16 protein-coding genes and 1 pseudogene are annotated in these 23,549 nt (G+C 48.6%); 15 read left to right on the top strand and 2 right to left on the bottom strand.

The window, feature by feature from the left end; genetic code table 11:
• Nucleotides 1–107 precede the first annotated feature (107 nt).
• The 10 genes and pseudogenes from L696_RS32535 to L696_RS0121860 all read left to right on the top strand — a co-directional run.
• A pseudogene (locus L696_RS32535) lies at nucleotides 108–258 on the top strand (ArsR family transcriptional regulator); the annotation flags it as partial.
• 89 nt (nucleotides 259–347) lie between these two features.
• Nucleotides 348–668, top strand: a complete 321-nt coding sequence (locus tag L696_RS0121905; RefSeq protein ID WP_025685550.1) for a MazG nucleotide pyrophosphohydrolase domain-containing protein — start codon at nucleotides 348–350, stop codon at nucleotides 666–668.
• Between the two features lie 300 nt (nucleotides 669–968).
• Nucleotides 969–1,238, top strand: a complete 270-nt coding sequence (gene rpsN / locus L696_RS0121900; protein ID WP_025685549.1) for a 30S ribosomal protein S14 — start codon at nucleotides 969–971, stop codon at nucleotides 1,236–1,238.
• A gap of 262 nt (nucleotides 1,239–1,500) precedes the next feature.
• Nucleotides 1,501–2,493 carry a cation diffusion facilitator family transporter gene (locus tag L696_RS0121895; protein ID WP_025685548.1) on the top strand — a complete coding sequence of 331 codons (993 nt, stop codon included), beginning with the start codon at nucleotides 1,501–1,503 and terminating at the stop codon, nucleotides 2,491–2,493.
• A 208-nt stretch (nucleotides 2,494–2,701) separates the two neighbouring features.
• Complete coding sequence (locus L696_RS0121890; protein ID WP_025685547.1) at nucleotides 2,702–4,615, top strand: heparinase II/III family protein; 1,914 nt, start codon at nucleotides 2,702–2,704, stop codon at nucleotides 4,613–4,615.
• A 16-nt stretch (nucleotides 4,616–4,631) separates the two neighbouring features.
• Complete coding sequence (locus tag L696_RS0121885; RefSeq protein ID WP_025685546.1) at nucleotides 4,632–6,554, top strand: hypothetical protein; 1,923 nt, start codon at nucleotides 4,632–4,634, stop codon at nucleotides 6,552–6,554.
• A 55-nt stretch (nucleotides 6,555–6,609) separates the two neighbouring features.
• Complete coding sequence (locus tag L696_RS0121880) at nucleotides 6,610–7,731, top strand: glycoside hydrolase family 88 protein (protein WP_025685545.1); 1,122 nt, start codon at nucleotides 6,610–6,612, stop codon at nucleotides 7,729–7,731.
• A 185-nt stretch (nucleotides 7,732–7,916) separates the two neighbouring features.
• Complete coding sequence (locus tag L696_RS0121875) at nucleotides 7,917–8,312, top strand: RDD family protein (RefSeq protein ID WP_025685544.1); 396 nt, start codon at nucleotides 7,917–7,919, stop codon at nucleotides 8,310–8,312.
• 543 nt (nucleotides 8,313–8,855) lie between these two features.
• Complete coding sequence (locus L696_RS0121865) at nucleotides 8,856–10,823, top strand: ATP-dependent DNA helicase (RefSeq protein ID WP_025685542.1); 1,968 nt, start codon at nucleotides 8,856–8,858, stop codon at nucleotides 10,821–10,823.
• Entirely contained in the window at nucleotides 10,817–11,116 is a 300-nt protein-coding gene (locus L696_RS0121860) for a DUF6509 family protein (RefSeq protein ID WP_025685541.1), read from the top strand. Before L696_RS0121865 ends, L696_RS0121860 begins: the two co-directional genes overlap by 7 nt.
• 113 nt (nucleotides 11,117–11,229) lie before the next feature.
• Here L696_RS0121860 and L696_RS0121855 read toward each other — a convergent pair whose 3' ends face one another.
• Nucleotides 11,230–11,592, bottom strand: coding sequence for a hypothetical protein (locus L696_RS0121855; RefSeq protein ID WP_025685540.1), 363 nt, complete (start codon nucleotides 11,590–11,592; stop codon nucleotides 11,230–11,232).
• A gap of 249 nt (nucleotides 11,593–11,841) precedes the next feature.
• Here L696_RS0121855 and L696_RS0121850 point away from each other — a divergent pair, with 249 nt between their 5' ends.
• From L696_RS0121850 to L696_RS0121840, 3 genes are all read left to right on the top strand, one after another.
• On the top strand, nucleotides 11,842–12,765 hold the full coding sequence (locus L696_RS0121850) for a PLP-dependent cysteine synthase family protein (RefSeq protein ID WP_025685539.1): 924 nt from the start codon (nucleotides 11,842–11,844) through the stop codon (nucleotides 12,763–12,765).
• Between the two features lies 1 nt (nucleotide 12,766).
• The gene (locus L696_RS0121845; RefSeq protein ID WP_025685538.1) at nucleotides 12,767–13,906 is read left to right on the top strand and encodes a bifunctional cystathionine gamma-lyase/homocysteine desulfhydrase; all 1,140 of its coding nucleotides are present in this window, start codon (nucleotides 12,767–12,769) and stop codon (nucleotides 13,904–13,906) included.
• Nucleotides 13,907–14,095: 189 nt separating this feature from the next.
• The gene (locus L696_RS0121840; RefSeq protein ID WP_025685536.1) at nucleotides 14,096–16,843 is read left to right on the top strand and encodes an alpha/beta hydrolase family protein; all 2,748 of its coding nucleotides are present in this window, start codon (nucleotides 14,096–14,098) and stop codon (nucleotides 16,841–16,843) included.
• A gap of 122 nt (nucleotides 16,844–16,965) precedes the next feature.
• Here the strand turns inward: L696_RS0121840 and L696_RS0121835 are convergent, their stop codons facing one another.
• A complete protein-coding gene (locus L696_RS0121835) occupies nucleotides 16,966–17,883 on the bottom strand; it encodes a hypothetical protein (protein ID WP_025685535.1) in 918 nt (305 codons plus the stop codon).
• A 445-nt stretch (nucleotides 17,884–18,328) separates the two neighbouring features.
• Here L696_RS0121835 and L696_RS0121825 point away from each other — a divergent pair, with 445 nt between their 5' ends.
• Together L696_RS0121825 and L696_RS0121820 are read left to right on the top strand one after the other, a co-directional pair.
• Complete coding sequence (locus L696_RS0121825; protein ID WP_025685534.1) at nucleotides 18,329–20,134, top strand: vWA domain-containing protein; 1,806 nt, start codon at nucleotides 18,329–18,331, stop codon at nucleotides 20,132–20,134.
• Nucleotides 20,135–20,158: 24 nt separating this feature from the next.
• Nucleotides 20,159–23,548, top strand: coding sequence for a tubulin-like doman-containing protein (locus L696_RS0121820; RefSeq protein WP_025685533.1), 3,390 nt, complete (start codon nucleotides 20,159–20,161; stop codon nucleotides 23,546–23,548).
• Nucleotide 23,549: the final 1 nt, after the last annotated feature.

The following is a 23,549-nucleotide window of genomic DNA, read 5'->3' as shown; positions in this document are numbered from 1 at the left end:
CAGGAGACAGCCTTTTCTAATTCATAGCTGGAACAACTGGAGTCTGATCATATCAGGCTTTTTTTGCATCTTGATTATGTCGCTTGTTTCGTTCTATCCGGTTGTGTAGCACAACGGAATGGGTAGATCGCATAACCAATGGCTTCCAGTTTGAGCCTTCCCATGGACTGTCGCGGGTACTGTTGGTACCGCAATACCATTTTTGAGCTGCTTAATATCATTTACCGTTTTGGATCGCTCCTGCTGTGTCATTATTCGCGGGTCTCCTCGTAAAATTTTCATCATCATATTTTATCTGACTTTCAATATTTGATAAACTTGAGAAATGAAAATGGAGGCTGATGAAAATGAATATTGCTGAGTTCCAAGAATGGGTAAAAGATTACTATGAAAGCAGGGGCTGGTCAGAGTTAGATATTTTTATTCGTATCGGCTTTTTAGCAGAAGAAACGGGCGAGGTGGCACGAGCGATAAGAGCTTTGGAAATCGGTAGAGATAGACCTGACGAATCAAAGGGCTCATTTGAGGAAAACAAACAGGAGCTTATTGAAGAATTAGGAGATGTATTAGGTAACCTAATTGTAATAGCCAATAAATATGATATTCCTTTAGAAGAAGTATTTCACTCCCATAAAAAGAAACTATCAGAACGTTATTCTAAAATTTAATTTCATTCATTTACGAAAGAGCAATGATAACATGATGATACCTCAATAGCGGCGGCAGTCTGAAACTTTTATGTTCAAATTTCAGACTAATGCTGTTTTTTTTTCATTCGGTTAGTTAAATCCATGATGTTCCTAGGACATCAGATGGGGTTGACAACCCACTCGAAACAGCGTTATATTAAATGATAATAATAACGATTACTATTTAAATGAAAATCATGTCCATTTCCATGTTCGTCCATCCAGTGGCAGGGGTGGAGAGCCTTCATGATTGGCATATATCACAAGGAGGAGCTTTGCGTGGCTAAGAAGTCGAAAGTAGTAAAAGAGAAGAAACGTCAGGAAGTTGTAACTAAATATGCAGACCTGAGACGTGAACTGAAAGCAAAAGGGGACTACGAAGCATTACAGAAGCTTCCACGTGATTCTTCCCCGACTCGTCTGAAAAGCCGTTGCGAGCTGACAGGCAGACCGAGAGGTTACCTGCGCAAATTCAAGCTGTCCCGTATCGCGTTCCGCGAATTGGCTCATAAAGGCCAAATTCCAGGCGTTACGAAAGCCAGTTGGTAATAAGTTGTCCTAACCACTTACAGAATCCGATTCCGCTAGCGGAGGCTCACATACTCAATGTATTACAGAGGGTCTGACTTGGAATGCTTCGCGTCATGGGATGACGTGGAGCATTCTTTTTTTATAGCATTTATATTGCTGTTTGTATTGATTCTCCCCGGATGGTTAGGTAAAATGTGGACGGGTTAAAAATAATACATAACAAAAGATTACATAATGTGGCGATATCAGATTATGTATACCTCAGGAGGAAAGCTACAGGATGGTTGAGCAGCAGAAAAAGGATTCATTTTGGAGTCTGGTGAAAAAGGGGAACAAATCCTCAGGCTCGGCGGCGCTGGGTAATACCGGTATTGCGCTAATTAAGGGGATTGCTTTTGCCCTGACAGGCAGTGGTTCCATGTTTGCCACGATGATGCATTCGATTGCAGATGCGGTGAACCAGGTGTTTGTGTTCGCGGGCAGCGTGCTGGCAGAGAAAAAGCCGACAAAGCGCTTTCCTACCGGTTTTGGACGGGTAATTAACCTGTTTTGTATGGTCGCTGTTATTGTTGTAACGATCATGGCCTATGAAACCGCGTTGGAAGGCATCCATTTGTTGCAGCATCCGGCTGAATCCACGCATGGATTTTGGATTAATGTGGTGGTCTTGATCTTGTCTCTGGTGGTTGACGGTTTTGTATGGAGCAAAGCGATGAAGGAAGTGCTGCATGAATCCAGAGTTGAGGCGAAAGGGTTCGGCATTTTCACCTCTGCGTTTCGCAATGTGGGACGTGCTGCACCGCCAACTCGTCTGGTATTTTATGAGGATCTGGTAGCAACAACGGGGGGTGTGCTTGCCCTGCTGGCTGTTGTGGTCACATCGCTGACAGATTTTAAACTGCTTGACGGAATATCTAGTATTCTCATCGGCTGTCTTATGGTGGGCGTTGCGTTTCGGGTCGGCTACGACAATATGGTGGGCTTGATTGGGGTATCTGCTCCCCCTGATATCGAAGAACACGTGGCCTCCATTATTCTTGCAGATACGCATGTGACGGATATTTACCAAATGCGTATTTTGCAGGAGGGACGCTATTATCACGTAGAAGGGCTGATCGAGCTTACACCGGGAATGACACTGGCAGATGCGGACGATATCAAATTCAGAGTCGAGGATGCTTTGTTGCGTGATCCTAATATCTCAGACGTCGCGCTTGGTATTCTGGAGGATGACGGGATTAAAAACTGGAAATCGGAAAAGCCAAAGGTCTAGAAACGATAAATCCAGGCCAATCTGGACTCAGTCTGGCAAAAGAGTAGAACAAGAACTTCCATGACCACAGCAACGTGGCGTGGAGGTTCTTTTGTGTTTTGCGTTATTGTTTTTCTACCTCTTTGAATTTAGGGTGATTGTTAGATACAATGAAAGCGTTAACAAAAAAGAAGCCGAAATGAATGTGTCTCATGGGGAGGAAATGCAAATGAGTCTTCTGAAGGAGGCTTGGCCTGCTTCGCAGCTCGTCACGGTGCTGACTGGCGGCGTGCAGGATGCAGCAAGGCGACGCTTAAGGCGTGAGTGGACAAAAAGGCTGCGGGCGACTGTCTCTGAGCCGATATATACCGGGCTTTGGAAGGATATTGAGCGTGTCTGTGAGAATAACCGGCAAACATCATGGCCGACGCTTCCGTTGACTCTGTTCAGGCAATTTGCGAATACAGGGGAGCGCAAGCCGTATGAGGATGTGTACTTTGAACGGCGTGGACGGCTGGTTGCCCTCGTGCTGGCAGCCGTTGCCGAGCCAGAGCCTTGGCGAATCAAAGAGGTGGAACGCGGTCTGCTGGACATCTGTGGGGAGTATACATGGGCACTTCCTGCACATGTCAGGGAAGAGGATACGGTCACGCCGCCTTGGCAGCAGGTGGATTTATTCGCTTCCGAAACCGCGCAAACGCTGGCTGAAATCATACTGCTGCTCGGCGAGCAACTGGATAGCCATGTGGTCGCTCAGGTGCGCGGTGAGGTAGAACGGCGTGTTGTAGAGCCTGTATTTTGGGAGCCGCGTCACTTTCAATGGGAAACAGCGGATCACAACTGGGCGGCTGTATGTGCTTCCGGCTGTGGAATCGCCGTGTTGCTGCTATCAGAAGATGACCCGCGCCAAGCTGCGGCTATTGAGAAAATGCTAGGTGCGCTGGATTGCTTTCTTGCAGGGTACAAGGAGGACGGCGGCTGTCCCGAGGGTGTCGGCTACTGGGTGTACGGCTTCGGCTATTTTATCTATTTTGCCGATATGCTGGGTGAGCTTACCGAAGGTGCTGTGGATATCCTTAGCTCGCAAAGGATTAGGCAAATAGCGGTCTTTGCGGAGCGGGTTCATCTATCGGACGGCGTTTTCGCCAATTATTCGGACAGCAGCGAAGCCGAACGTCTTCCTTCCGGACTCATCTCTCGTGTGAATGCTTTGCAGGGACGACCGTCCACATTGCCTTTCCGCGTACCGGGTCTGCTGGAGGACCCTTGCCGTCGTTGGGCGCATGTATTGCGCAATCTGGTTTGGACGGATCCTTTGGCCTTTGGGAACAGTGAGGCTGTAGTCGATTATTTGCCACAGCTTGGGTGGTTGATGTGCCGCAGTCACTGCCACAGCATATCTGGAACCCCGACAATTGAACAGGGCACGATATTTGCCTTTTCATCTAAGGGTGGACATAACGATGAACCGCACAATCATAACGATCTGGGACATTTTATCCTTCATGGCGGCGGCGAAAATCTGCTGTGTGATCTGGGAGCCGGCTTATATACGAAAGCCTATTTTTCACCGGGGCGAGAGTCGATCATCAACATTTCTTCCGGTGGTCATTCTGTGCCTGTCATTAACGGGACCATGCAGCAATCAGGTGCGGAGGCACAGGCGGTTGTGCTGGATATTGCCTTGGAAGAGCAAGGGGCGGCACTAGCGGGGGCGAGGCTGAAGCTGGATTTGACATCTGCGTATCCCATAGAAGAATTGGCGCTGTTCACCCGCTCGTTTGTCTGGAATGTATTGGAGGGAAACGAGGGGGCGAGGCTTACCGTCACAGATCATTTTGAGTTTGTAGCGTCTTCGGACGGGAGCATACAGCCGTGGGATGTGCAAGAGAACTTGATCAGCCGTATTCAGCCTTACACGGGCACGGGCTTCGTGGAATGGAAGGGAGCGAATACATTGGTCAGGCTGGATTATGATGCCAGGCTGCTGCGTCTGGAGGTAGAGGCTGTGCAGCATATGGATCATGACGGGGTACCGTTTGTGTTTTACAAAACATCGTTAAGCCTGGTCCCGGATCGCTGTGACGGCACTACAAGCGTGGATTGCGAGCTGTTTTTTACCATAAACCAATCTTCATTTTGAAGGGGAGGCAGACAGGATGAATAAGCTGCATACAGGCAGCGTGTATCCTTGGCAGACGGAGCTGGAGGAATTTATAGAGCAATTGGATGAACGGTTGGAAAACGGGCTGAATCGAGTGGATGACGGCTGGACTCACCAACGTAAGCTTGCTGTGCTGGAAAAGCTGGTTCGTGCTTATACTCCGCATCAGGAAGAAAATGGGGCCATTATCGACCCTCATTCTGATAGTGAACGGTATTACTCGACTCCATCTTATGCTTTGGCAGCGGCGGTACTGGTCAAAGAAGGTCGGCATGACTTGCTCGAATCCGCTGCGGCGGCTCTAACGCACAGCATAGCATGTGTGGTGGAGGAAAGGGCCCCGGATCACCATCCGGACTTTTTTCCGATCATGATGATGGGGGCGTATCGGCTGCTCAAAAACCTGCTGCCAGAGCAGGCCACAGCATGGAAGCAGCAGTTGAGCCGGATTCAGCCGGAAGACACCTACATTTTTACGATGAGCAAAATGAAAAATCCGAACCGCATGATCAACTGGAACGCGATTATGATGTCCGGTGAGTATATGCGTGCGGCGGAAGGGATTGCCGCGGATGCTGAATGGATGGAGACGTATATCCGCAGCTATCATTTGCCACGCTTTACCGGACTGGGCTTGTATGAGGACGGCCCGCTGGATCGGCCCAATAGCCCGTTCGCCTACGACATCGTCACACGCTTTCATCTGGGCGTGATGCTGGAAAGCGGATATGATGGCGGCTGCGCCACTGAGCTGCGCGACCATCTTCGCAAGGGGGCGCTCAGTTCGTTGCTGGCGTTATCCCCACACGGGGAAATTCCGCCGCGTGGAAGAAGCGCGCAGCATCAGTGGAACGAAGCGGCAGCGGCCTTCGTTTTCACGACACATGCGCAGCAGGCTTTTGCAGCGGGCGAGCATGGGCTGGCAGGCGCATTCCGGCGGGCAGCGGACCTGTGCTGGCAGGCAATTGGCCGCTGGCAGACCGCCGATGGCAAGCTGCATATCGTCCGCAACCATTATTCGTCCGAGGCGCGGCATGGCTTCGAGGTGTATTCGAACCATACCTGCTACAGCCTGTGGACGGCCGCTGCACTGGCTTACACACTTTTGCACGGAGCGGATGTGGAGCGCATTTCACCATCTTTAATTCCGGCGGAAATCGGCAGTCGAGTGCTGGAAACGGACGGCTGGTTCCAGACCGTCATTGCGACCGTAGATGGACAGCAAATGCTTGTGCAAACATCGGTCAATGACCCGTACAATATTCCCGGCATCGTGCGTATTCAGCGTTCCACGCTGCCACCGTTAATCGGCCCGTCCTCGGCGGGGCATGCAGACCGCGGCTTTACAGGCTTTGCGAAAGGGGATATTTTCCCGCTCAGCTATACCCCAGCCTGGCAAACGGAGGACGGGAAATGGCACAGCCTGTCGGAAGGCATTCCCGGCACGCTGGAGTTCGACCGGGACGGAGGCATTGATCCGCTGGACGGTGGAGGATCGGTACAGATGGAGCAAAGCTCCGCATCCAACGGAGCGACTGATTTTACGTTGTTGTGGAAGGGCCCATTCCCGGGCGTATGGGAAATTCGAACACATTTTCGGCAGGTACCCGGCAAAATTGAGGTGACGTATGAGCTTCAAGGCAATATTCAGGCAGTGGGGGCGCTTATTCCTTTAATGGCGTATGACGGCCGGGAACGCAGTACCATTCATCATGTGATGTCCACGGGTGAAGAAAAGGAAAGCATTCGGGTGGAGTATGCAGGTGCGAGTCTGGAGGTTATTCCAGCAACAGAAGGAACGAATGTCGTGTGGCCGGAAGAACTGGCTTCTGTGGCCTGTCGGAATGGTTTGCTCAAGGGAGCGCGTTTGGAATGTGAGGGTAGTCGTATTTCCTTTATCATTCGTTTGCCTGAATAAACAGGGCGGGAACAATAGATTTTTTTAACATGTGGAAAAGGGAGAGTGAAAAGCAATGACTGAAACAGAAGCATGGCTGGAACGATCGTGGGAGCTGGCTTTGGATAAAACGCTTGCCTTGGCGGCAAGACTGGGGAACGCCTTTCCACATGTTGCAGAAGGTGGACGTTATGATCATCGTGAGGAAGAATGGTGGACGGCTGGCTTTTATCCGGGTTTGCTATGGCTGGTACATCGGGCGCGCCCTGACAGCGAAGCCGTCAGAATTGCACAGCAGTGCGAGGAACGTCTGGAAAAGGTGCTCTACAACAGTGAAGCTGTAGACCATGATCTTGGCTTTATTTGGCTGCCCAGCGGTGTGGCAGCCCATCGGTTGACTGGAGATCCAGAATCCAGAAGACGTGGGCTGTTAGCCGCTAACCTGCTGGCTGCACGTTTTAACGTGAATGGCCGTTTTATTCGCGCGTGGAATTTCCACGCCAAGGACATGGATACACGGGGTGTAGCGATTATAGACAGCATGATGAATTTGCCCCTGCTCTATTGGGCTTCGGAGGAAAGTGGGGACCCGCGTTTTGCCGCTTTGGCTGTACAGCATGCCGATACCGTAGCGCGTGAATTTGTCCGTGCTGACGGTTCGATTGTCCATGTGGTCGAGTTCGACCCGGAGATTGGAAAAAAACGCGCCGAGCACGGCGGACAGGGGTTTGCTCCCGGCTCTGCCTGGGCACGTGGCACGGCATGGGCTTTGTACGGTTTTACGCTTTCGTACGGGTACACGCGCGATTCGCGTTATTTGAAGGTAGCCGAGAACACGGCAGACTTTTTTCTGTCCCAACTGGGTGATGCTTGTCTGCCTGTGTGGGATTTTAGAGCCGGGGAGGGGCACCGCGAAGCTTGGGATTCGTCTGCTGCTGCGATTGCAGCGAGTGGCCTGCTGGAGCTGGCAAAATACTCGACGCGTGCGGAGCATTTTACGACGGCAGCAGAATCCATTCTCAAGGGCTTGCATGAGACATGTACAGCATGGGAGCAGGATCATGAGGGACTGCTCATGAATGGAACAGTGCACTATCCCGAGCAAAAATATATCAACGTGCCCATCATCTACGGCGATTATTTCTTTGTCGAGGCACTGGCAAAACTGCGTGGAGAAGAAGGCTTATTTAGTGTGTGATGTCAAAATTTAATTAAATTCATAGTAAACAAATAGTATATTAGGAATCTCGATGCCAAAGAACTATTACTAGCAGGAGAGAGGGCATAGCTGTGCTTAATTCATATTGAATCAGAGCAAAAATATTGCAGATAAGCTCTTGCTCTTATAAAATTTTTCATTTTAATGTAGGCGGAGTATTTTCCATGATTCCAGTCCTTCTAGACATGGAGGAGGTTGGCTTCATAAAAGCATTACTTATGTTGTGGCCGCTGATCCTATGGCTTATAGTGCCGTGGCTGTATTGTGTGTTGTGGGAGTCATCGAATGCTCAAGCAACACCAGGCAAGCTTACATTTTCTCTAATTGTCGTGGGCGAGGGAGGAAAGCGTCTTGGATTCATGCATGCCTCGGGGCGTTATTGGGTTAAAGCCATATCAGGTGCGATTGCATGTATTATATATATCGTTGTTGCTTTTACTCCAAGAAAACAGGGATTACACGATTTTTGTGCCAAAACCTTGGTTGTGAATAAAAAAGAGCTGCAACGACATGAACAGCAACCGTCATTCCCCCCGGTAGCTACGAATATCATGAATTAAGGAAATTGCCGTTGCAGAAGATGGTCCTATTACAAACTCGACAGCTCATGGAATTTTGATGATGCCACTACGAGAGAGCGGCTTCTTGAACAAATCCCGAATTTAATGAAGCAAAAGTAAACAAGAAACCAGCCAGTGTCTGAAAAGCATTAGCTGGTTTCTTGTTTTTTCATTATGCCATGAAACTTCCCTTGCTTAACCTATCTCTTTATCATAGCTTTCCCCACAAAATGCCAATATAATGGCCGTTTGCAGCGTAGCGGAGGATTTGAATCTGGAGAAGCGTAGCGCTCGCCTTTGCCTTGGGATTCTAACCTTGAAAAGGTTTATTATAATCAAGAATCCCACGGCAACAGCGATCGTAGGATCAAATCCTACGCGCAGCGCCCTCACACAGCCGAACCCCTGTGTCCTTTCTTTTATAGAATTTCACGTCGAAATAAAAAAATGTAAGCTGTTCGCACAGTTTCCATGTTCTTTTTAGCTTGTTTTGCGTTATAATGAAAGGATGCACATTATGAACGAATTGGAGGCACAGCCCGATTGACTACTTATCCTTTTGCCTTTGATCCGTCCAAGCCGTTTATTGAGCAGGCAAGTGACTGGATTGCGGATGTATTTTATGAAGTTTTGCCTGAAGTCGGCTTTGAGGTTCGGGATGAACAAATTTATATGGCATTCCAGTTGGAGCGTGCCTATAAGGAAAAGAAAACGATTTTCGCGGAAGCAGGTGTGGGCACAGGCAAAACGCTGGTGTACCTCCTGTACGCTATTGCATATGCCAGGTACATGAGAAAGCCCGCGATTATCGCCTGCGCGGACGAGTCGTTGATTGAACAACTGGTGAAGCCGGAGGGGGATATCGCCAAGCTGGCGCGGCATTTGAGCCTGACGATTGATGCCCGACTGGGTAAGTCGCCGGATCAGTATATTTGTCTGAACAAGCTGGATAATGTACGAGGCGGACTGGATGAGGACGCGGATGTGTTTCGTGATATCTATCAGGACTTGCCGGATTTTGTCCATTTTCCGGATACGCTACAGTCCTTTACCCCTTACGGGAACCGCAAAGAGTATCCTGAGCTAACGGACGGACAGTGGAGCAGACTGGGCTGGGATGTATTTCAGGATTGTCTTGTTTGCCATCAGCGGCATCGTTGTGGACAGACGTTGTCCCGTGATCATTACCGCAAAGCGGCAGATCTGGTGATCTGCTCTCATGACTTCTATATGGAGCATGTATGGACCTATGAAGCGAGAAAGCGTGAGGGCCAGCTGCCGTTACTGCCGGAGCACAGCTCTGTCGTCTTTGACGAAGGGCATCTGCTGGAGACAGCGGCGCAGAATGCACTCACTTATAAGCTGAAGCACGCTCAATTCGAGGCCATTATTACCCGTCTGCTAGAGGGGGAAGTGCGAGAATCGCTGGCAATGACGATTGAAGATGCGATAACCCAAAGTGAGGTTTTGTTCGCTGCGCTCGATAAGAACAGTCAGCCTGTACAGGGTTCTAATCGCAAGGAGTTTACCTTGAATGAGTCGCTGATTCGAGAGGTAAACCGCTTTGGCGATCTGATTGGCACGATTGAAGAAGAGCTTGTATTTGAAAGCGGGTTATTCTCTCTGGATGAGTACCAGGTCAAAATCGTGGAAGAGCATCTGGAAATGATTCAGACGGCGCTGGCCTTGTTTAAGCGCCCGGAACTCCTGATTTCGTGGGTTATGGAGGATCAGGATGGATTAACACTTGTGGTTATGCCCAAGATGGTAAAAGAGATTCTCAAAGAACGGGTATTTTCACAGCATATACCGATTGTATTCTCCTCAGCTACACTTTCCGTGGAGAACTCCTTTGATTATATGGCGCAAAGTCTCGGTATTGAGAATCCACTCACGTTTTCCGTTGCTTCACCGTATGATTACAACAACCAGATGCAAGCGGCATTATATCCGTTGCAGGCGGGGCATGATCCAATCCAGAGAGCGTTGTCCCTGCTGGAGAAATCGCAGGGAAGAGCGCTTATCCTATTTCCATCACAGGAGGAACTGGTTGCATTCAGAACGGGTCTTGCGGCTTACCGTGAAGCGTCTGCTTTTCGTTTTCTATATGAAGGATCGGCTGAAATCAGCCATCTGATCTCATCTTTCCAGAATGATGAGGAAAGCGTCTTATGTGCTGTTACGTTATGGGAAGGACTGGATATTCCGGGCCCGTCCCTGTCGCACGTCATCATCTGGTCGCTGCCTTTTCCTCCAAATGATCCGGTTTTTACGGCACTGCGCAAGGATGCGACAGATCCGTTTATGGAAATAGATATGCCTCACATGGCGCTCAGACTCAGACAAGGCATCGGGCGATTAATTCGCTCGCGAAATGATCGGGGCTGGATCTCCATCATGGGCCAGGATCTGAACCGCCAAGAAGTACGTACACAGGTTTTACAACTACTGCCTGCGGGCGTAGAATGCACTGTAATCGAAGGAAATCCGGAGGGAATGAAGACATGTTAAATTTTACATCGTACACGGTAGATCAGATTAAAGACGCTTTTGGTATTTTGAGTGGGCAGCGTTATGAATTTATGATTGATGTAGAGGTTGAAGAGGACGACGAGCTCTACACCGAAAACGGGCTGTATATTCGTACGCTTTATTTAGTAGACGAAGAGAAAACAGGAATATTGAAATACGAGCTGATTGAAAAAGTAACGAACCGTTACATCGAGCTTGAATTGGAAGAGGATGAGTTGCAGGCTGTCGAGAACTTCTGCAAAGAGCATGTGCAGGACGGAGCCGTAAAGTAACGAAATAGAACGCTTGGGTGTGATAGCCCCCGTATAGCGAAGTATGTAAAGGAGTCCTGATGTAATTGATCAGGCTCCTTTTTTCATGCTCATTCAAGGAATATCAGTCTGCCTCAGCGCAGTCTGTCCCATACATTCATCATAAACAGTACAACCCCGGCCGCCAGTAGTACCCAGCCTATGATAATCAAAACCCCAATATCAGGCACCTCATACTTTTTCCCTGCTATCGCTAATACTAATAACGGAAGGCCAATATTATGCAGCCAAAAATGGGCGCGTGCCAGTGCGGTAACCGAAAGCGCAGGAAAGGCGACATAGATCAAACCTATAATTCCGAGAGCCGTCCAACCGAGTAAATGAATATGAGACTGAACGCTGGTCAGGCTGTAATCGCCCGACACGCCAATAATCACACTGAGCAGCGCAGCGAGGGCAAAATACACAGCAGCTATTTTAATAAACTGCTTTCCCATATGAAGTCCTCCTTATGATTGCAGGCATTGTGAACATATCATCTATCATATCGAGGAAGAAGGTCAGGGGTGTGGATGCTGTGAAGAATACTATTTGACAAATGCTTGAAATAAACATAAAATCTTATTGCATAAATACACACCGCATTACTATGTTTTTTGGGGATGACGGCGAACTTCTCCGGCAATAGGTCGCTATTTTTTGACCATTGATTTATTAGGATTCGCCATTAAAAGGAGCTTGAAATCATGAATGTATATCATAATACTTTGGGATTAATCGGACGCACGCCGCTAGTAGAACTGAACAGCTATTCTCTGCCGAGGGGGATTCGTCTGTTCGCCAAGCTGGAGTTTATGAACCCCGGCGGTAGCGTGAAGGACCGGGTGGGTAAGGCTCTGATTGAAAAAGCCTTAAAAACAGGTCAGTTGAAGCCAGGCGGGACTTTAATTGAAGCCACAGCAGGCAATGCAGGTATTGGCCTTGCGATGGCAGCACTTCATTATAATATTTCTGTTATTTTTGTGGTGCCTGAAAAGTTCAGTCAAGAAAAGCAGGATCTGATGAAGGCGCTGGGAGCACGTATTGTTCATACCCCGACAAGTGAGGGGATGAAGGGAGCCATCGAGAAAACGAAGGAGCTGGCTGCTGAATTTCAAGATGCCTATTTGCCGTGTCAATTCAGCAATCCGGATAATCCAGAGGCTTTTTACACGACGATGGGGCCGGAGATTTGGAACGATCTGGAAGGAAAAGTAGATGTATTTGTAGCAGGAGCAGGTTCGGGGGGAACCTTTATGGGAACCTCGCGTTACCTTAAGGAACAAAATGCATCCATTAAAACCGTAATCGTGGAGCCGGAAGGTTCCATTTTGAACGGCGGAGAACCGGGTTCGCATAAAACCGAAGGGATTGGCATGGAATTGATTCCTGAGTTTATCGATAAGGATTATTTTAATGCCATTCACACGATTAGCGACGTCGATGCGTTCGACCGTGTCAAGGAGCTGGCAGCGCGTGAAGGACTTCTTGTCGGCAGTTCTTCCGGGTCGGCATTACATGCCGCTTTACTGGAAGCAGAGAACGCAGCGGATGGCGCACATATCGTCACCATTTTCCCGGATAGCAGTGAACGTTATCTGAGCAAAAAAATATATGAAGGCGGGATATAAAATGAAACGTAAAACAAAGCTGATTCACGGCGGCCTCCCTACCGATCCGCATACAGGTGCAGTTAACGTCCCTATTTATCAGGTAAGCACATATGAGCAAGAGGAAATCGGCGTTCATAAGGGCTACGAATATTCGCGTACAGGCAATCCTACCCGCTTTGCGCTGGAAGAGTTGATCAAGGAGCTGGAGGAAGGAAAACGCGGTTTTGCTTTCGGCTCGGGGATGGCGGCAATCCATGCGGTATTTTCATTGTTTAATGCAGGGGATCATATTTTGTTGACCGATGATGTATACGGGGGCACCTACCGTATTGTAAGCAAGGTGCTTAACCGGATCGGTATAGAGGCTACTTTTGTGGATACGACCGACCTAGAGGCGATCTCCAAAGCGATCCGTCCGAATACGAAGGCACTGTATGTAGAAACGCCTACAAACCCGCTGCTGAAAGTTACGGATATCCGTACGGTCTCGGAGCTGGTGAAAAAGCATGACCTATTGCTGATCGTCGACAATACATTTGCCACTCCATATTGGCAGACACCACTTACGCTTGGAGCCGATATCGTCATTCACTCGGCGACCAAATATTTGGGCGGCCACAGCGATGTTGTAGCTGGTCTGGCTGTTGTGAACAGCGACGAGTTGGGAGAACAGCTTCATTTTCTGCAAAACGCCATTGGTGCTATTCTCGGCCCGCATGATGCCTGGTTACTGATCCGCGGTATTAAAACATTGGGTCTGCGTATGGAAGCGATTGAGCAAAATGCCAAGGAAATTGCAGCCTTTTTGGAAAAACATCCGAAGGTTAGCAAAGTGTACTATCCTGGACTGGAAAGCCATGCGCAGCACGAGCTGTCCAAAACCCAGGCCGAAGGCTTTGGCGGCATTATTTCCTTTGATGTAGGTAGCGATGCTAACGCGGTTGCACTCCTGAGAAAGGTGAAATATTTTACACTGGCTGAGAGCCTAGGGGCGGTTGAAAGTCTGATTAGTGTTCCGGCACGCATGACACATGCATCTATTCCGGTAGAACGCCGCGCAGAATTGGGAATTACCGAAGGACTGGTACGGATCTCAGTAGGGATTGAAGATCTTGAGGATTTAATCGAAGATTTACAGGCGGCATTGCAAGGAGTATAGAAATTTTCAATAACGAAGTTAAGCACTCTGCTTTCTTCGTTTTTTGTTTTTTAAGAATAGCCTCTTTTTTTTGGAAGAAGAAAGGAGTACGCAAAGGCGATAACGAATAGCTTTATATAGTTAAAATGAATGTTAACGGAATATTATCGCGACGTCTCTGAGGAAACAAAAACCTGGAGGGGGAATGTTATGAGGTTCACGCATCTGGAAAAAGCGACAACTGTGCTGTTGGATCATCCGGTTCGTCTGACGTCTGCTTATGCAGTCGGTCCGGTCAAGCTGCCGGAAAATTGCGGTGTGGGTAGGGCATGGTCCGATCATTTTACCCCTGAGGAATGGGATTTGGAAAGGGCTTGTAATGAAGATGGACTGGAGCTTTCGGCTGGAGGAAAGGCAGCGTGCCGCTTATTAACTGAGCTGGACCCTCGAAACGCCGAATTGAATTTAGGTGTCTTTCCGCCCCTGACTGAGCAAGAAAGGCTTTTGCTGGTTTCGAATCTCCGCTGCGCGGCAGCACAGGAGGTTATTTTCAGACCGTTTGAAGGAACAGGACAAATTTGGGTGGACGGCATATTGGTATATGCGGAATCCGGTCCTTTGCGCTTGTATTTGGAGGAAGGTAATCATACAGTAGTGGTCGTTGCAGCCTTTATTCCCGATGAAGCTCGCTCTATTCGGATCAGTGGAAATCAGACGTGCGACAGCCCGGATGTGGAGGAACTACATCAGGAATTCGTAGAGCGCAATATACGTTTTCATATGGCATGGCTGGAAGTGGAGAAACCCGCTGGCAGAGAGGGGGAAGACAGTCCGGTCTCGTTTTATTTGCTGCGCAAGGATCGCATAGATCTTCCTGTAGATCAGCCATTATGGGTCGAGGTAACGAACGATGAGGGAACGCTGCTGGATCGGTTTCAAACGGTTTGGGAGCAGGAGCAGCAATATGCCTGGAATGAGGAAGTTACCGGGAATACGGGAATGCTGCATTTTACGGTTACATATCAGGACCATGAGGCAAGAGAGCATTATTTTGTGTACTCATTGCTTGTGCGGCCTTTGTCGGCGGTTGTGGAGGACTTGCAAGAAGAGTACGACCAGTATAATCGAGCTTATAATATAGATGCTTCCGGCTCTGCGAGGAATTTACAGGCAGAAGGCTTGCTGGAGGAGCTGAAAAGGTTAACGGCTTTGCCGGAAGACCCTTTTGAAATCTGGGATTATGGCATAGTGCGGGAATATATCAAGCTGCTAAAACGGATTTTCACACATGCATATACGGAGCGGTCTCAGCATCCATCTCGGGAAGATAACATCCTTTTGTGCCCTGACGGGATTGGCGAAGGCTTTTTTGTCTCCCGTTTGGACAACAGCCTTCAACGCTACACGATACAGCTTCCCCGAAACTATTCGGCGGATCGGCAGTATCCTCTGATCGTCCTGATGCCGGGCAAACGGTATGAGCTGGGTCTGCCGGACTTTCAGAAACGGGGCTTTGGACGGGGCTGGGAGGAAGAAGCGATATTCGTTACTTTTTCGTGCCGTGGAGTTACGCTGGGCAGTTACATTGGCGAAGCCGCTTTTCTGGAGGTGCTGGATGTCATTCTGCAAGCGTACCGGGTGGATGAAGACCGAATCTATCTGACGGGCTATTCTAACGGCGCATACGCTGCCTGGGCGATGGCACAGGCGTATCCTTCGCGTTTTGCGGCTATTGCTGTCATTGCTGGCGCACCGCATCCGAAGCATCTGATGAACTTACTGAATATGCCCATATTCAATGTGGTTGGAGATCAGGATTACTTGTTTGCGCAAGCTTATACGGCTCCTGAAACCGAGCTTTCATCCGACCATTATAAAGGAGTAGTGGAACGGTGGTCCAACCATTGGGACACGCATGAACTGAGGCTTTTGGACGGTGTACTGAGCTGGCTTATGCAATGGAAGAGAGTGATGGTACCTCAGCGTATTGCCTACCGAACGGAACGGGGGAGACATAACCGGGCTTATTGGCTGGAGCTGACGCAAGTAGATGAAACAGAGGAATACGCCGAACTGTACGGTGAATTGAGCAAAACGGGTAAACTGGATGTTAGAGCCGTCCACGTCGATGAATTTATTATTCATCTCTCACATAAGATCGTACCATTGGAGCTTGTCCATGTCCGTATTGGAGCACGGGTTTTCGTGTTGGATTTACTAGAATATAACCGCTTTCGCTTTGTTAAAATAGAGTCGCGGAAGCGCCCCTCACCTGAATATCGATTGATTGCTGAACGGGGTAGCGAAACGTATGGGAGTTCTCGAAAAGAAACGGATGACGAAACGGCAACGTTCAGGTTAAAAAGCACAGGCCGGAATCCTTCTGGCCATGGTATGGGAGTGCTCGACGTTTATATGGGGCGCCTGCACATTGTCCTTCCGTCCAGCTATGCTACACCCGAAGAAGAGCGGGCGGTAAAACGGACGGCGAAGGCTTTGGCCAGCCCACGCACAGCAACCTGGAATCCGTATATCGGTGTTCATTACCCTGTTGTGGCTTCTCATGCTATTTCGGAGGAAGAGTTGGCTGACAGTAACGTTATCTGTATCACCTCGGGCTTGTCCAGACACGAGCTACTTCAGCGGCATCAAGCCCATTTGCAGATCACCTGTACGGAAAAAGGGTATATACTGGACGGCGATTTTACGGCAGGCGAGTATTGTCTTTCGTATATCCAGCCTGCCCCGTGGTCCAAAAGCCAACAAATGCTTGTTGTGGCGACAAATTCTTCCCGCATGCTAGGTAAAAACCTGTTTACGCGCAGACTGATTATGCCCGGTTATTTTAACGGTCTGCACCCGTATTTGAATAAGGATATTATCGTGTATGACAGCAAGGGTGTACGTGCTTTTAATTTTACTTCCATAAATCAAGCGCAGCAAAAGCTGCAAGGCTGATCCAAAAGCCAGAACTAAAAAACCGTCCGGAGGCGCTGGCGATCCTGACGGTTTTTTTTGCTGCTTCATTGCAGTGCTTTGTCATGGTAATGACGTCATATATAGAAGGGCATTAGGACAGATCAGTTTTTATACTGCTCCATCAGGTATACGATCTTGACCTCATCGGCCAAATCGCCAAAGGGTTCATAAGGATTCTCTTGAATGATATGATATAAACGCTGGACTCGTTCCTTCGGCAGTTTGCGCACATATCTGGAAATAAAACCAGCGTGCGTGACCACGTAGCGCTTTTTACGGACTGCCGCGCTGGCAACACGGACAAGAATATCCTCGCCTCCTGCCATTTCCAGAATGCGGCGCTCATAAAAGATGACGTAACGGAACGTTCGATCCTTAATTAGCTCGCGATTTAATCTCGTAATCTCTCCGATATATCTGACCATAAGCGGTTCAAAGCTTTTGATCAGGAGAGGGTCGAGCGTTAGCTCCATATCCTTGCGGAGAACAAAAGATTGCAGCAAGGCGACCTGTTGGAGCCTTATTCGGTCGTTGTGAATGAGTACGGCAATCTCACGCAGCATTTCATAGGAGACACGCTCGCTGAGCTGTCGCAGGGCAACCGCGTTTTTATGATTGATGTTCAGGCCCTCTTTAAGCTGCTCTATGCGGCCTCTGAACAGGCGTATAAGCTGCCTGCGCTGCTCATAGGGACGAATACGCTGCTGTAGAAGCACTAAGGGTAGCAGGAGAAGCGTGCCGACAATACCGCACAAGAGCATTTGCTGGGGTGAATGGCCGAAAAAGACGGCGGCGCCCAGCAGCACGATGCCGAAGGCAAGGTCCTTGCGAAAATAAAGCTTGGCTTTGCGGTTGGCATATTGCTCTACAGGCACCAACGCATCGCGACCGCATGACGTACATTCCTTCTCCCATAGGGCAGTGAACTGTCCGCATCGTTTGCAGATTCGCAGCTTTTGGTACGCATGCTCGGTGTGGGTAAACGGACGAAATTGTACAGGCTGCTTGGCACTACTCATTGCGATCACTTCTCCGGTTCAGCAGGGCTAGAAGCTCAGTGTTTATTTGCGTAATCGAGGGAGCGCGTTTTTTATGTATAGAGTAAATGATTAATTTGATGGCGACAAAAAGAAACAAAATCGCCAAACATCCGTATGAGATCATAGTGTACTTCCTCTTTCTGCTCAGATTTTTACAGCGATATTTTACAAGGGCGGGTTTCGCTTCTGTCATTTTTGTCGTATAAAGGAGAAGGCTGGTGCCCAATTGCCCTCGTTGGGGTATAATTATATCATTACTGCAGGATATTGGTAAAATCCTGCGGTGTAATAGACTTCTTGGCTGTATTCAGGCTATTCGGGCACCATTTTCAGCTAGCTCTCATGTAAAACTCATTATAATTTAATAGTAGGGGAGTACAACTGTAATTTAGAATGAGAACTAATCGGCAAAGGGGTACAGGCGATGTTTAGTAGAGACAGAAAATGGTTTTTGGTCATCGGAATCATATGTACAATGATCATGACCTCAATTTCGGCATGGCAGCCGCAGACGGCGAATGCCGCTTCAACCTCGGCCTCCAAGGTGGATGCGGTGCTGCTCGTCGATGTGAGTAATTCCATGAACACCAGTGATCCAGGCAAAATTGGCAATGAAGCCATGAAAATGTTCATTGATATGCTGTCGACGCAAAATGACAAGGTCGGCATTGTAGCGTATACGGATGTCGTACAGCGCGAGAAGGCTTTACTTAATATTACGTCCGAAGCAGACAAACAGGAACTGAAGTCGTTCATTGACGGGCTGAACCGGGGGGCGTATACTGACACCTCCGTTGGTGTCAAGGAAGCGATCCGTATTTTGCAGGATGGCAAGACAGCGGGACATGCGCCTATGATCGTTATGCTGGCCGATGGTAACAACGATTTAAATAAAACGACGGGCAGAACTGAAAGCCAATCCGATCAGGATATGGCAAAGGCTGTCGCCGAAGCTAAAAATAGCGGCGTTCCGATCTACACCATCGGTTTGAATGCAAACGGAAAACTGAATAAAAACAAGCTCGCAGACATTGCGCAGCAAACGGGCGGTAAATCCTTTATTACAAGCTCGGCGGATGATCTGCCGAACATCTTGAGTGAAATTTTCGCCAGCAATTTGAAGCTGAAGGTTGTTCCCTTGCAGTCCATTACGGCTAACGGCAACTATCAGGACGTTACGGTAACTGTACCGAACGATAGCGTGCTGGAGGCTAATATTTCGATTATGTCCTCCAAGCCGGTGGATGCGAGACTGATAGACCCGTCGGGCAACACCAAGCCGATTCCTTCAAGTGATGTACTGCTGTCCAAGTCGAAAAGCTACTCGCTGATTAAGCTGCTCAAGCCTGTGGCTGGCGACTGGAAGCTCCAGGTCAAGGGAGTCCAACAGGATCAGATTGATATTAATCTGGTGTTCAACTATGATTTGGAACTGAAACTGGATGCACCGCCTGCCAAAGCTTACAAAAAAGGTGACGCAGTCCAAATTCGTTCCTACCTGACGAGTAACAACCAGCAGCTTCAGGATCAGGAACTGTATGCAAATATGAATGCAGTTCTAAAGGTCAAGGACCTTGATTCCGGTACAACGAATGAGGTTCCATTGAAGAATGAGGGGGACGCCTTTACCGGCTCCTACACGATACCGGATGAGCATGACTATGAACTGACCGTCAGAGCAGAGGAAAAGAGCTTCTACCGTGAAACCCAGCCTGTGACCGTCAGTGCCAAAGCTGCGGCGGGCAGTGGCACGAATACGGGCACTACGACTGCGCCGGCAGTACCTGCCGAGAAGTCCAAGCTGCCATCACTCATTCTTTTAGGGCTGGGGCTGGTCGTTCTGCTGATTGCAGCCTACTTCATCTGGAAAGCTGTCAAAAAAGCCAATCGTGGCTTTGTCGGACAAATCGTTCTGGAAATTCGGGATGAAAATACCGGCGAAAAAACGTATCCGCAATACAAGAAGCTGAACACCTTCCGGGGTAAATTCAATCTGCACCAGTTGCTGCAACTGGCACCGGAATTTGCCGGAACCGATAAGGTGGTGTTCACGCCAGCCAATCAGGACCGTATCATTGTGCGCAGCACTCCGGAGATTACGATTGAAAAATCCGGACGCGCTGTAGATACAGGCAGTGGTCTTGAGCTGAAAAACGGCGATCGTCTGACGATACCGCTGGCAAGCGTGGACAAAACCATTTTGCTGGAATTCATTTCAGTAAACAGCTAAACGAACCCTTAGGAGGTCAAATCTATGAAACCAGTAGTTAGAGAGCATATCCAGCAATTAGATGTATCACTCGGCGGAGGGATCGTAAGCGATAAAATCAGGGTTGATACCATTGATAATCCCATTTTGATTATCGGACTCGGAGGGACGGGGATTGATGCCCTCCTCCGTTTGAAATATCAAATTAACCGCAGATTCAAGCTGCCAGCAGATCCGGTTTCCAAGAAAAAGAGCGAGAAGCCGGACAACGTGGAATTTCTCGCTTTTGAAACGAATGAACAGGACCGTAACAAAAAATATAAAGGGATTGGCTTGGACCCGATCAACGAGTTTGTCCTGCTGTCCAATGCGGAAATCGGTGGCTTGCTGCAAAACCGCAGCATTTTGGAGCCGTACATTACGGATTGGCTATCACCTGAGCTGAGCATTACCGATGGCATGAACGGGGCAGCAGGGGTGCGTCAGGCTGGACGTTTGCTGCTGTTCACCAAAATCAATCAAGTCGTGCAAAGCATTGATAAGAAAATCAAAACCCTGTCTGAAGGCACCAATAAGAAGCTGATGGTGTTCCTGCTGTCCGGTTTGTCCGGCGGTACGGGTAGCGGTACCTTCCTCGATATCTCGTATATTGTTCGTGGGATTATTGAGCGTGATTACGGCTCCGCAGGTGTAGACCGTGTAAATACATTAGGGTATTTGTTTACGCCGGACATTAACCTGGCGAACAAAAGCCTCAGTGAGCATACACGTGAATATATTAAAAAGAACGGCTATGCCGCGCTGAAAGAGCTGGACTACTGGATGAATGTGGACAGCCGCGGAGAACGGTTCAAGCAGCAGTACGGCAACATTTTGACCGTAAATTCACCGTTGCCGCCATTTAATCTGTGTCATCTCATTTCAGCGACGAATACAGAAGGCAAGCTACTGGAAAACGCTTATGATTACTGCATGAATGTTACCGCCGAGAACATCACCAACTTTATGGCGAGCGAGGAAAAGCAATCGGGCGAAGAGTTTGCCATCCATGACTATATCAGCAACATTCGTACCAATATTGCACAAATGAACAAGGCATATCCTGCCAACTACGATTACAATATTATCGGGGCTTCCTCAGCGGTACTGCCGATGGAGGAAATGACAACATATCTGGCCTATCGGATGTTTGGTAAAATGTCCAAAATGTTCGAGCAATCGCCGAATCAAGAGGATGTCGAGAAGTTTGCTCGCAAGCTGGGTGTCGATCTGGACAGCATGATCAAAAACTTTGAATCTCGTGTTCCTGAACCGCTGCCGGGCTTTGAAAACAGTGAACGACTAAGCTACAACAATGTGGTCAAAATGCAAGTCGTTAATATGGACACAGAGCTGGAGCAGACGTTCCTGACCCGTGCCCGCGAGGAATATATCAAGGCGAAGAAGCAACTTCCGGGTGAAATTACCGGGCAGTTTACCGACCAAATTCGCCGGATGTTCCTGCATCCCGAGCAAGGGCCGTTTTATGTATCCCGTATGATTTATACGGAAAAAGGCTTTAGCTTGCTGAAAATGCTGCTTTCGTACATTGAGACGCTGCGTGAATCACTGCATCGTATCCCTACGGATATTGAATGGGCGCGTGAACAGGCGGGTGAAAAGCTGGGCGATGCTAAGAGCGCATTCGTGTCCAAGGATAAAAAGAAAAATGCTTACATCGAAGCGAAAATTAATGAATACTGGCTTCGGGCCGATGTGGAGCGTACAGAGCAGCTTATTGAATTTTATGAAGACCTGTATGATCTGCTGAATAAGGAAAACAGCCGCATTTATAATGTATTTACTGAAATTTTGAACGCACTGAGCGCGATTTTCGAGAAGAATGGCGATTTGCTGATCAACGGCGAAGAACAGTCCGATCACAGAGGCAACAAGACGTATTATTGGAATCTGGTCAGCGTGCCGGATATTTCCGAAGTCGTAACCAAGCTGCTGGATAAGCGTGATGGTGATGATCTGATTCGTGATTTTGCCCAAGAGTTGTTAGAAAATTCAGATCAATGGGTGAAGGATCAGGATATCGACATCATTAGTTCCATCTCCAACTTCCTGACCGACAAGTTCGGTGATCTTATTACCCGTTCGATGGAGGATTTCCTCGTTATGAAATACGGGCAGGATGAGGCCATTGAAAAATTCGTGGAGCGCTATATTGCGAGCAAACTGGATGAAGAGGCCGTGCCTGTTTTCCATCTGAGCAATAGCTCCGGTAACCTGTACTTCCCGTCATGGGGCTTCGTTTCGGTACCTGTACAGTCGCCTAATATCCTGAAAGGCGTTCGCAATTATCAAAATAATGCAATTGGTAAATCACACTTTACCATTAAAGAGAGCGAAGTCCGTAACCGGATTTTCTGGCTCAATACGCGCAATGGTGTGCCATTGTTTGTTTATACGCCGCTCAAGGTGTATGAAGAAAGCTATGAAAAAACGATTCTCGACCGCGAAGGTATTGGCCGCCATTTGGTGCAAACAGGCCAAAACAACTGGACGAATCTGCCGTCGCCAATTCCTGAAAAATCGTGGGGAGAAACGTATGTTAATTCGCGTGTGCAAGCTTACAATGCCCGCATCCGTAACGACTTCGACCGTGCCAAGTCACTTGGCGTGATCCGTGAGAAGGATGTTGACCAGAATACGAGCAGTCGCTTTACTGTGCTGCGTTCACGTGCGCTGGATCTGAATGGTCTGCTGGCAGGCTACGATATGCGTTTGCAAGAATCCAAGCCGAATCTGGGTGAGGTGAAGAGAGCATGGTCTGAGCTAAAACGTCTACTGGCTGAAGGGCTGGAACAGGCGGGAAGCAAGGACATCTTTGGCAGCATCAATGAAGAGATGGCGAAGGAAAACCTGATCCGTTCACCGGAGTTAACGCAGGTGGTTCGTGAAGAGCTGGCGAAATATACTCAAATTGAAGCGAAGGCCGCCGAGCTGGAAGCCTTGCTGGGCAAATATCAGGATGAGGAAAAATGGCTGGATCAGTTCATTCAGGCACTCTATACCGACACGATTACGAAGAAAGGTGCTTTGTACGTCTATGACCGTGACGAAGAGGAAGAGGCTTGGGAGCCGTTTGCCAATGTCATGAAAAGCCGTAATTACGTGGAGTTTGAAGTGTTTACGAACTTCCGTGGTCTGGAAGAGAAGAAATATGCAGCCCTGATGCGTAAGGCGGATCGTCGTGATGCTGTCCTGACTTCGTCCGAGGATATTACGCCGTTGCTGGCGAAGCTAGATGAACTGGCTGCAACCTACATGGAAGCCCGGAATCAATTGGAATATGAAAAGGTGGAGCTGGCTAACGGAGCGGAGCTCTATGCGTTCTACGCTCAAATGTCCGGGAAACTAAACGATATCCGCAGAAAGTTGAAGTAAA

This window comes from Paenibacillus maysiensis (assembly GCF_000520815.1).
Classification (GTDB): Bacteria; Bacillota; Bacilli; order Paenibacillales; family Paenibacillaceae; genus Paenibacillus; species Paenibacillus maysiensis.
This window is presented reverse-complemented; position numbering and strand designations above follow the sequence as displayed.

What these genes read in the sequence shown, in the direction of transcription:
- L696_RS0121860 (WP_025685541.1), top strand. Translation starts at nt 10,817, where the DNA reads ATGTTAAATTTTACATCGTACACGGTAGATCAGATTAAAGACGCTTTT.
- L696_RS0121875 (WP_025685544.1), top strand. Translation starts at nt 7,917, where the DNA reads ATGATTCCAGTCCTTCTAGACATGGAGGAGGTTGGCTTCATAAAAGCA.
- L696_RS0121840 (WP_025685536.1), top strand. Translation starts at nt 14,096, where the DNA reads ATGAGGTTCACGCATCTGGAAAAAGCGACAACTGTGCTGTTGGATCAT.
- L696_RS0121890 (WP_025685547.1), top strand. Translation starts at nt 2,702, where the DNA reads ATGAGTCTTCTGAAGGAGGCTTGGCCTGCTTCGCAGCTCGTCACGGTG.
- L696_RS0121855 (WP_025685540.1), bottom strand. Translation starts at nt 11,592, where the DNA reads ATGGGAAAGCAGTTTATTAAAATAGCTGCTGTGTATTTTGCCCTCGCT.
- L696_RS0121880 (WP_025685545.1), top strand. Translation starts at nt 6,610, where the DNA reads ATGACTGAAACAGAAGCATGGCTGGAACGATCGTGGGAGCTGGCTTTG.
- L696_RS0121905 (WP_025685550.1), top strand. Translation starts at nt 348, where the DNA reads ATGAATATTGCTGAGTTCCAAGAATGGGTAAAAGATTACTATGAAAGC.
- L696_RS0121885 (WP_025685546.1), top strand. Translation starts at nt 4,632, where the DNA reads ATGAATAAGCTGCATACAGGCAGCGTGTATCCTTGGCAGACGGAGCTG.
- L696_RS0121825 (WP_025685534.1), top strand. Translation starts at nt 18,329, where the DNA reads ATGTTTAGTAGAGACAGAAAATGGTTTTTGGTCATCGGAATCATATGT.
- L696_RS0121895 (WP_025685548.1), top strand. Translation starts at nt 1,501, where the DNA reads ATGGTTGAGCAGCAGAAAAAGGATTCATTTTGGAGTCTGGTGAAAAAG.
- L696_RS0121835 (WP_025685535.1), bottom strand. Translation starts at nt 17,883, where the DNA reads ATGAGTAGTGCCAAGCAGCCTGTACAATTTCGTCCGTTTACCCACACC.
- L696_RS0121850 (WP_025685539.1), top strand. Translation starts at nt 11,842, where the DNA reads ATGAATGTATATCATAATACTTTGGGATTAATCGGACGCACGCCGCTA.
- L696_RS0121820 (WP_025685533.1), top strand. Translation starts at nt 20,159, where the DNA reads ATGAAACCAGTAGTTAGAGAGCATATCCAGCAATTAGATGTATCACTC.
- L696_RS0121845 (WP_025685538.1), top strand. Translation starts at nt 12,767, where the DNA reads ATGAAACGTAAAACAAAGCTGATTCACGGCGGCCTCCCTACCGATCCG.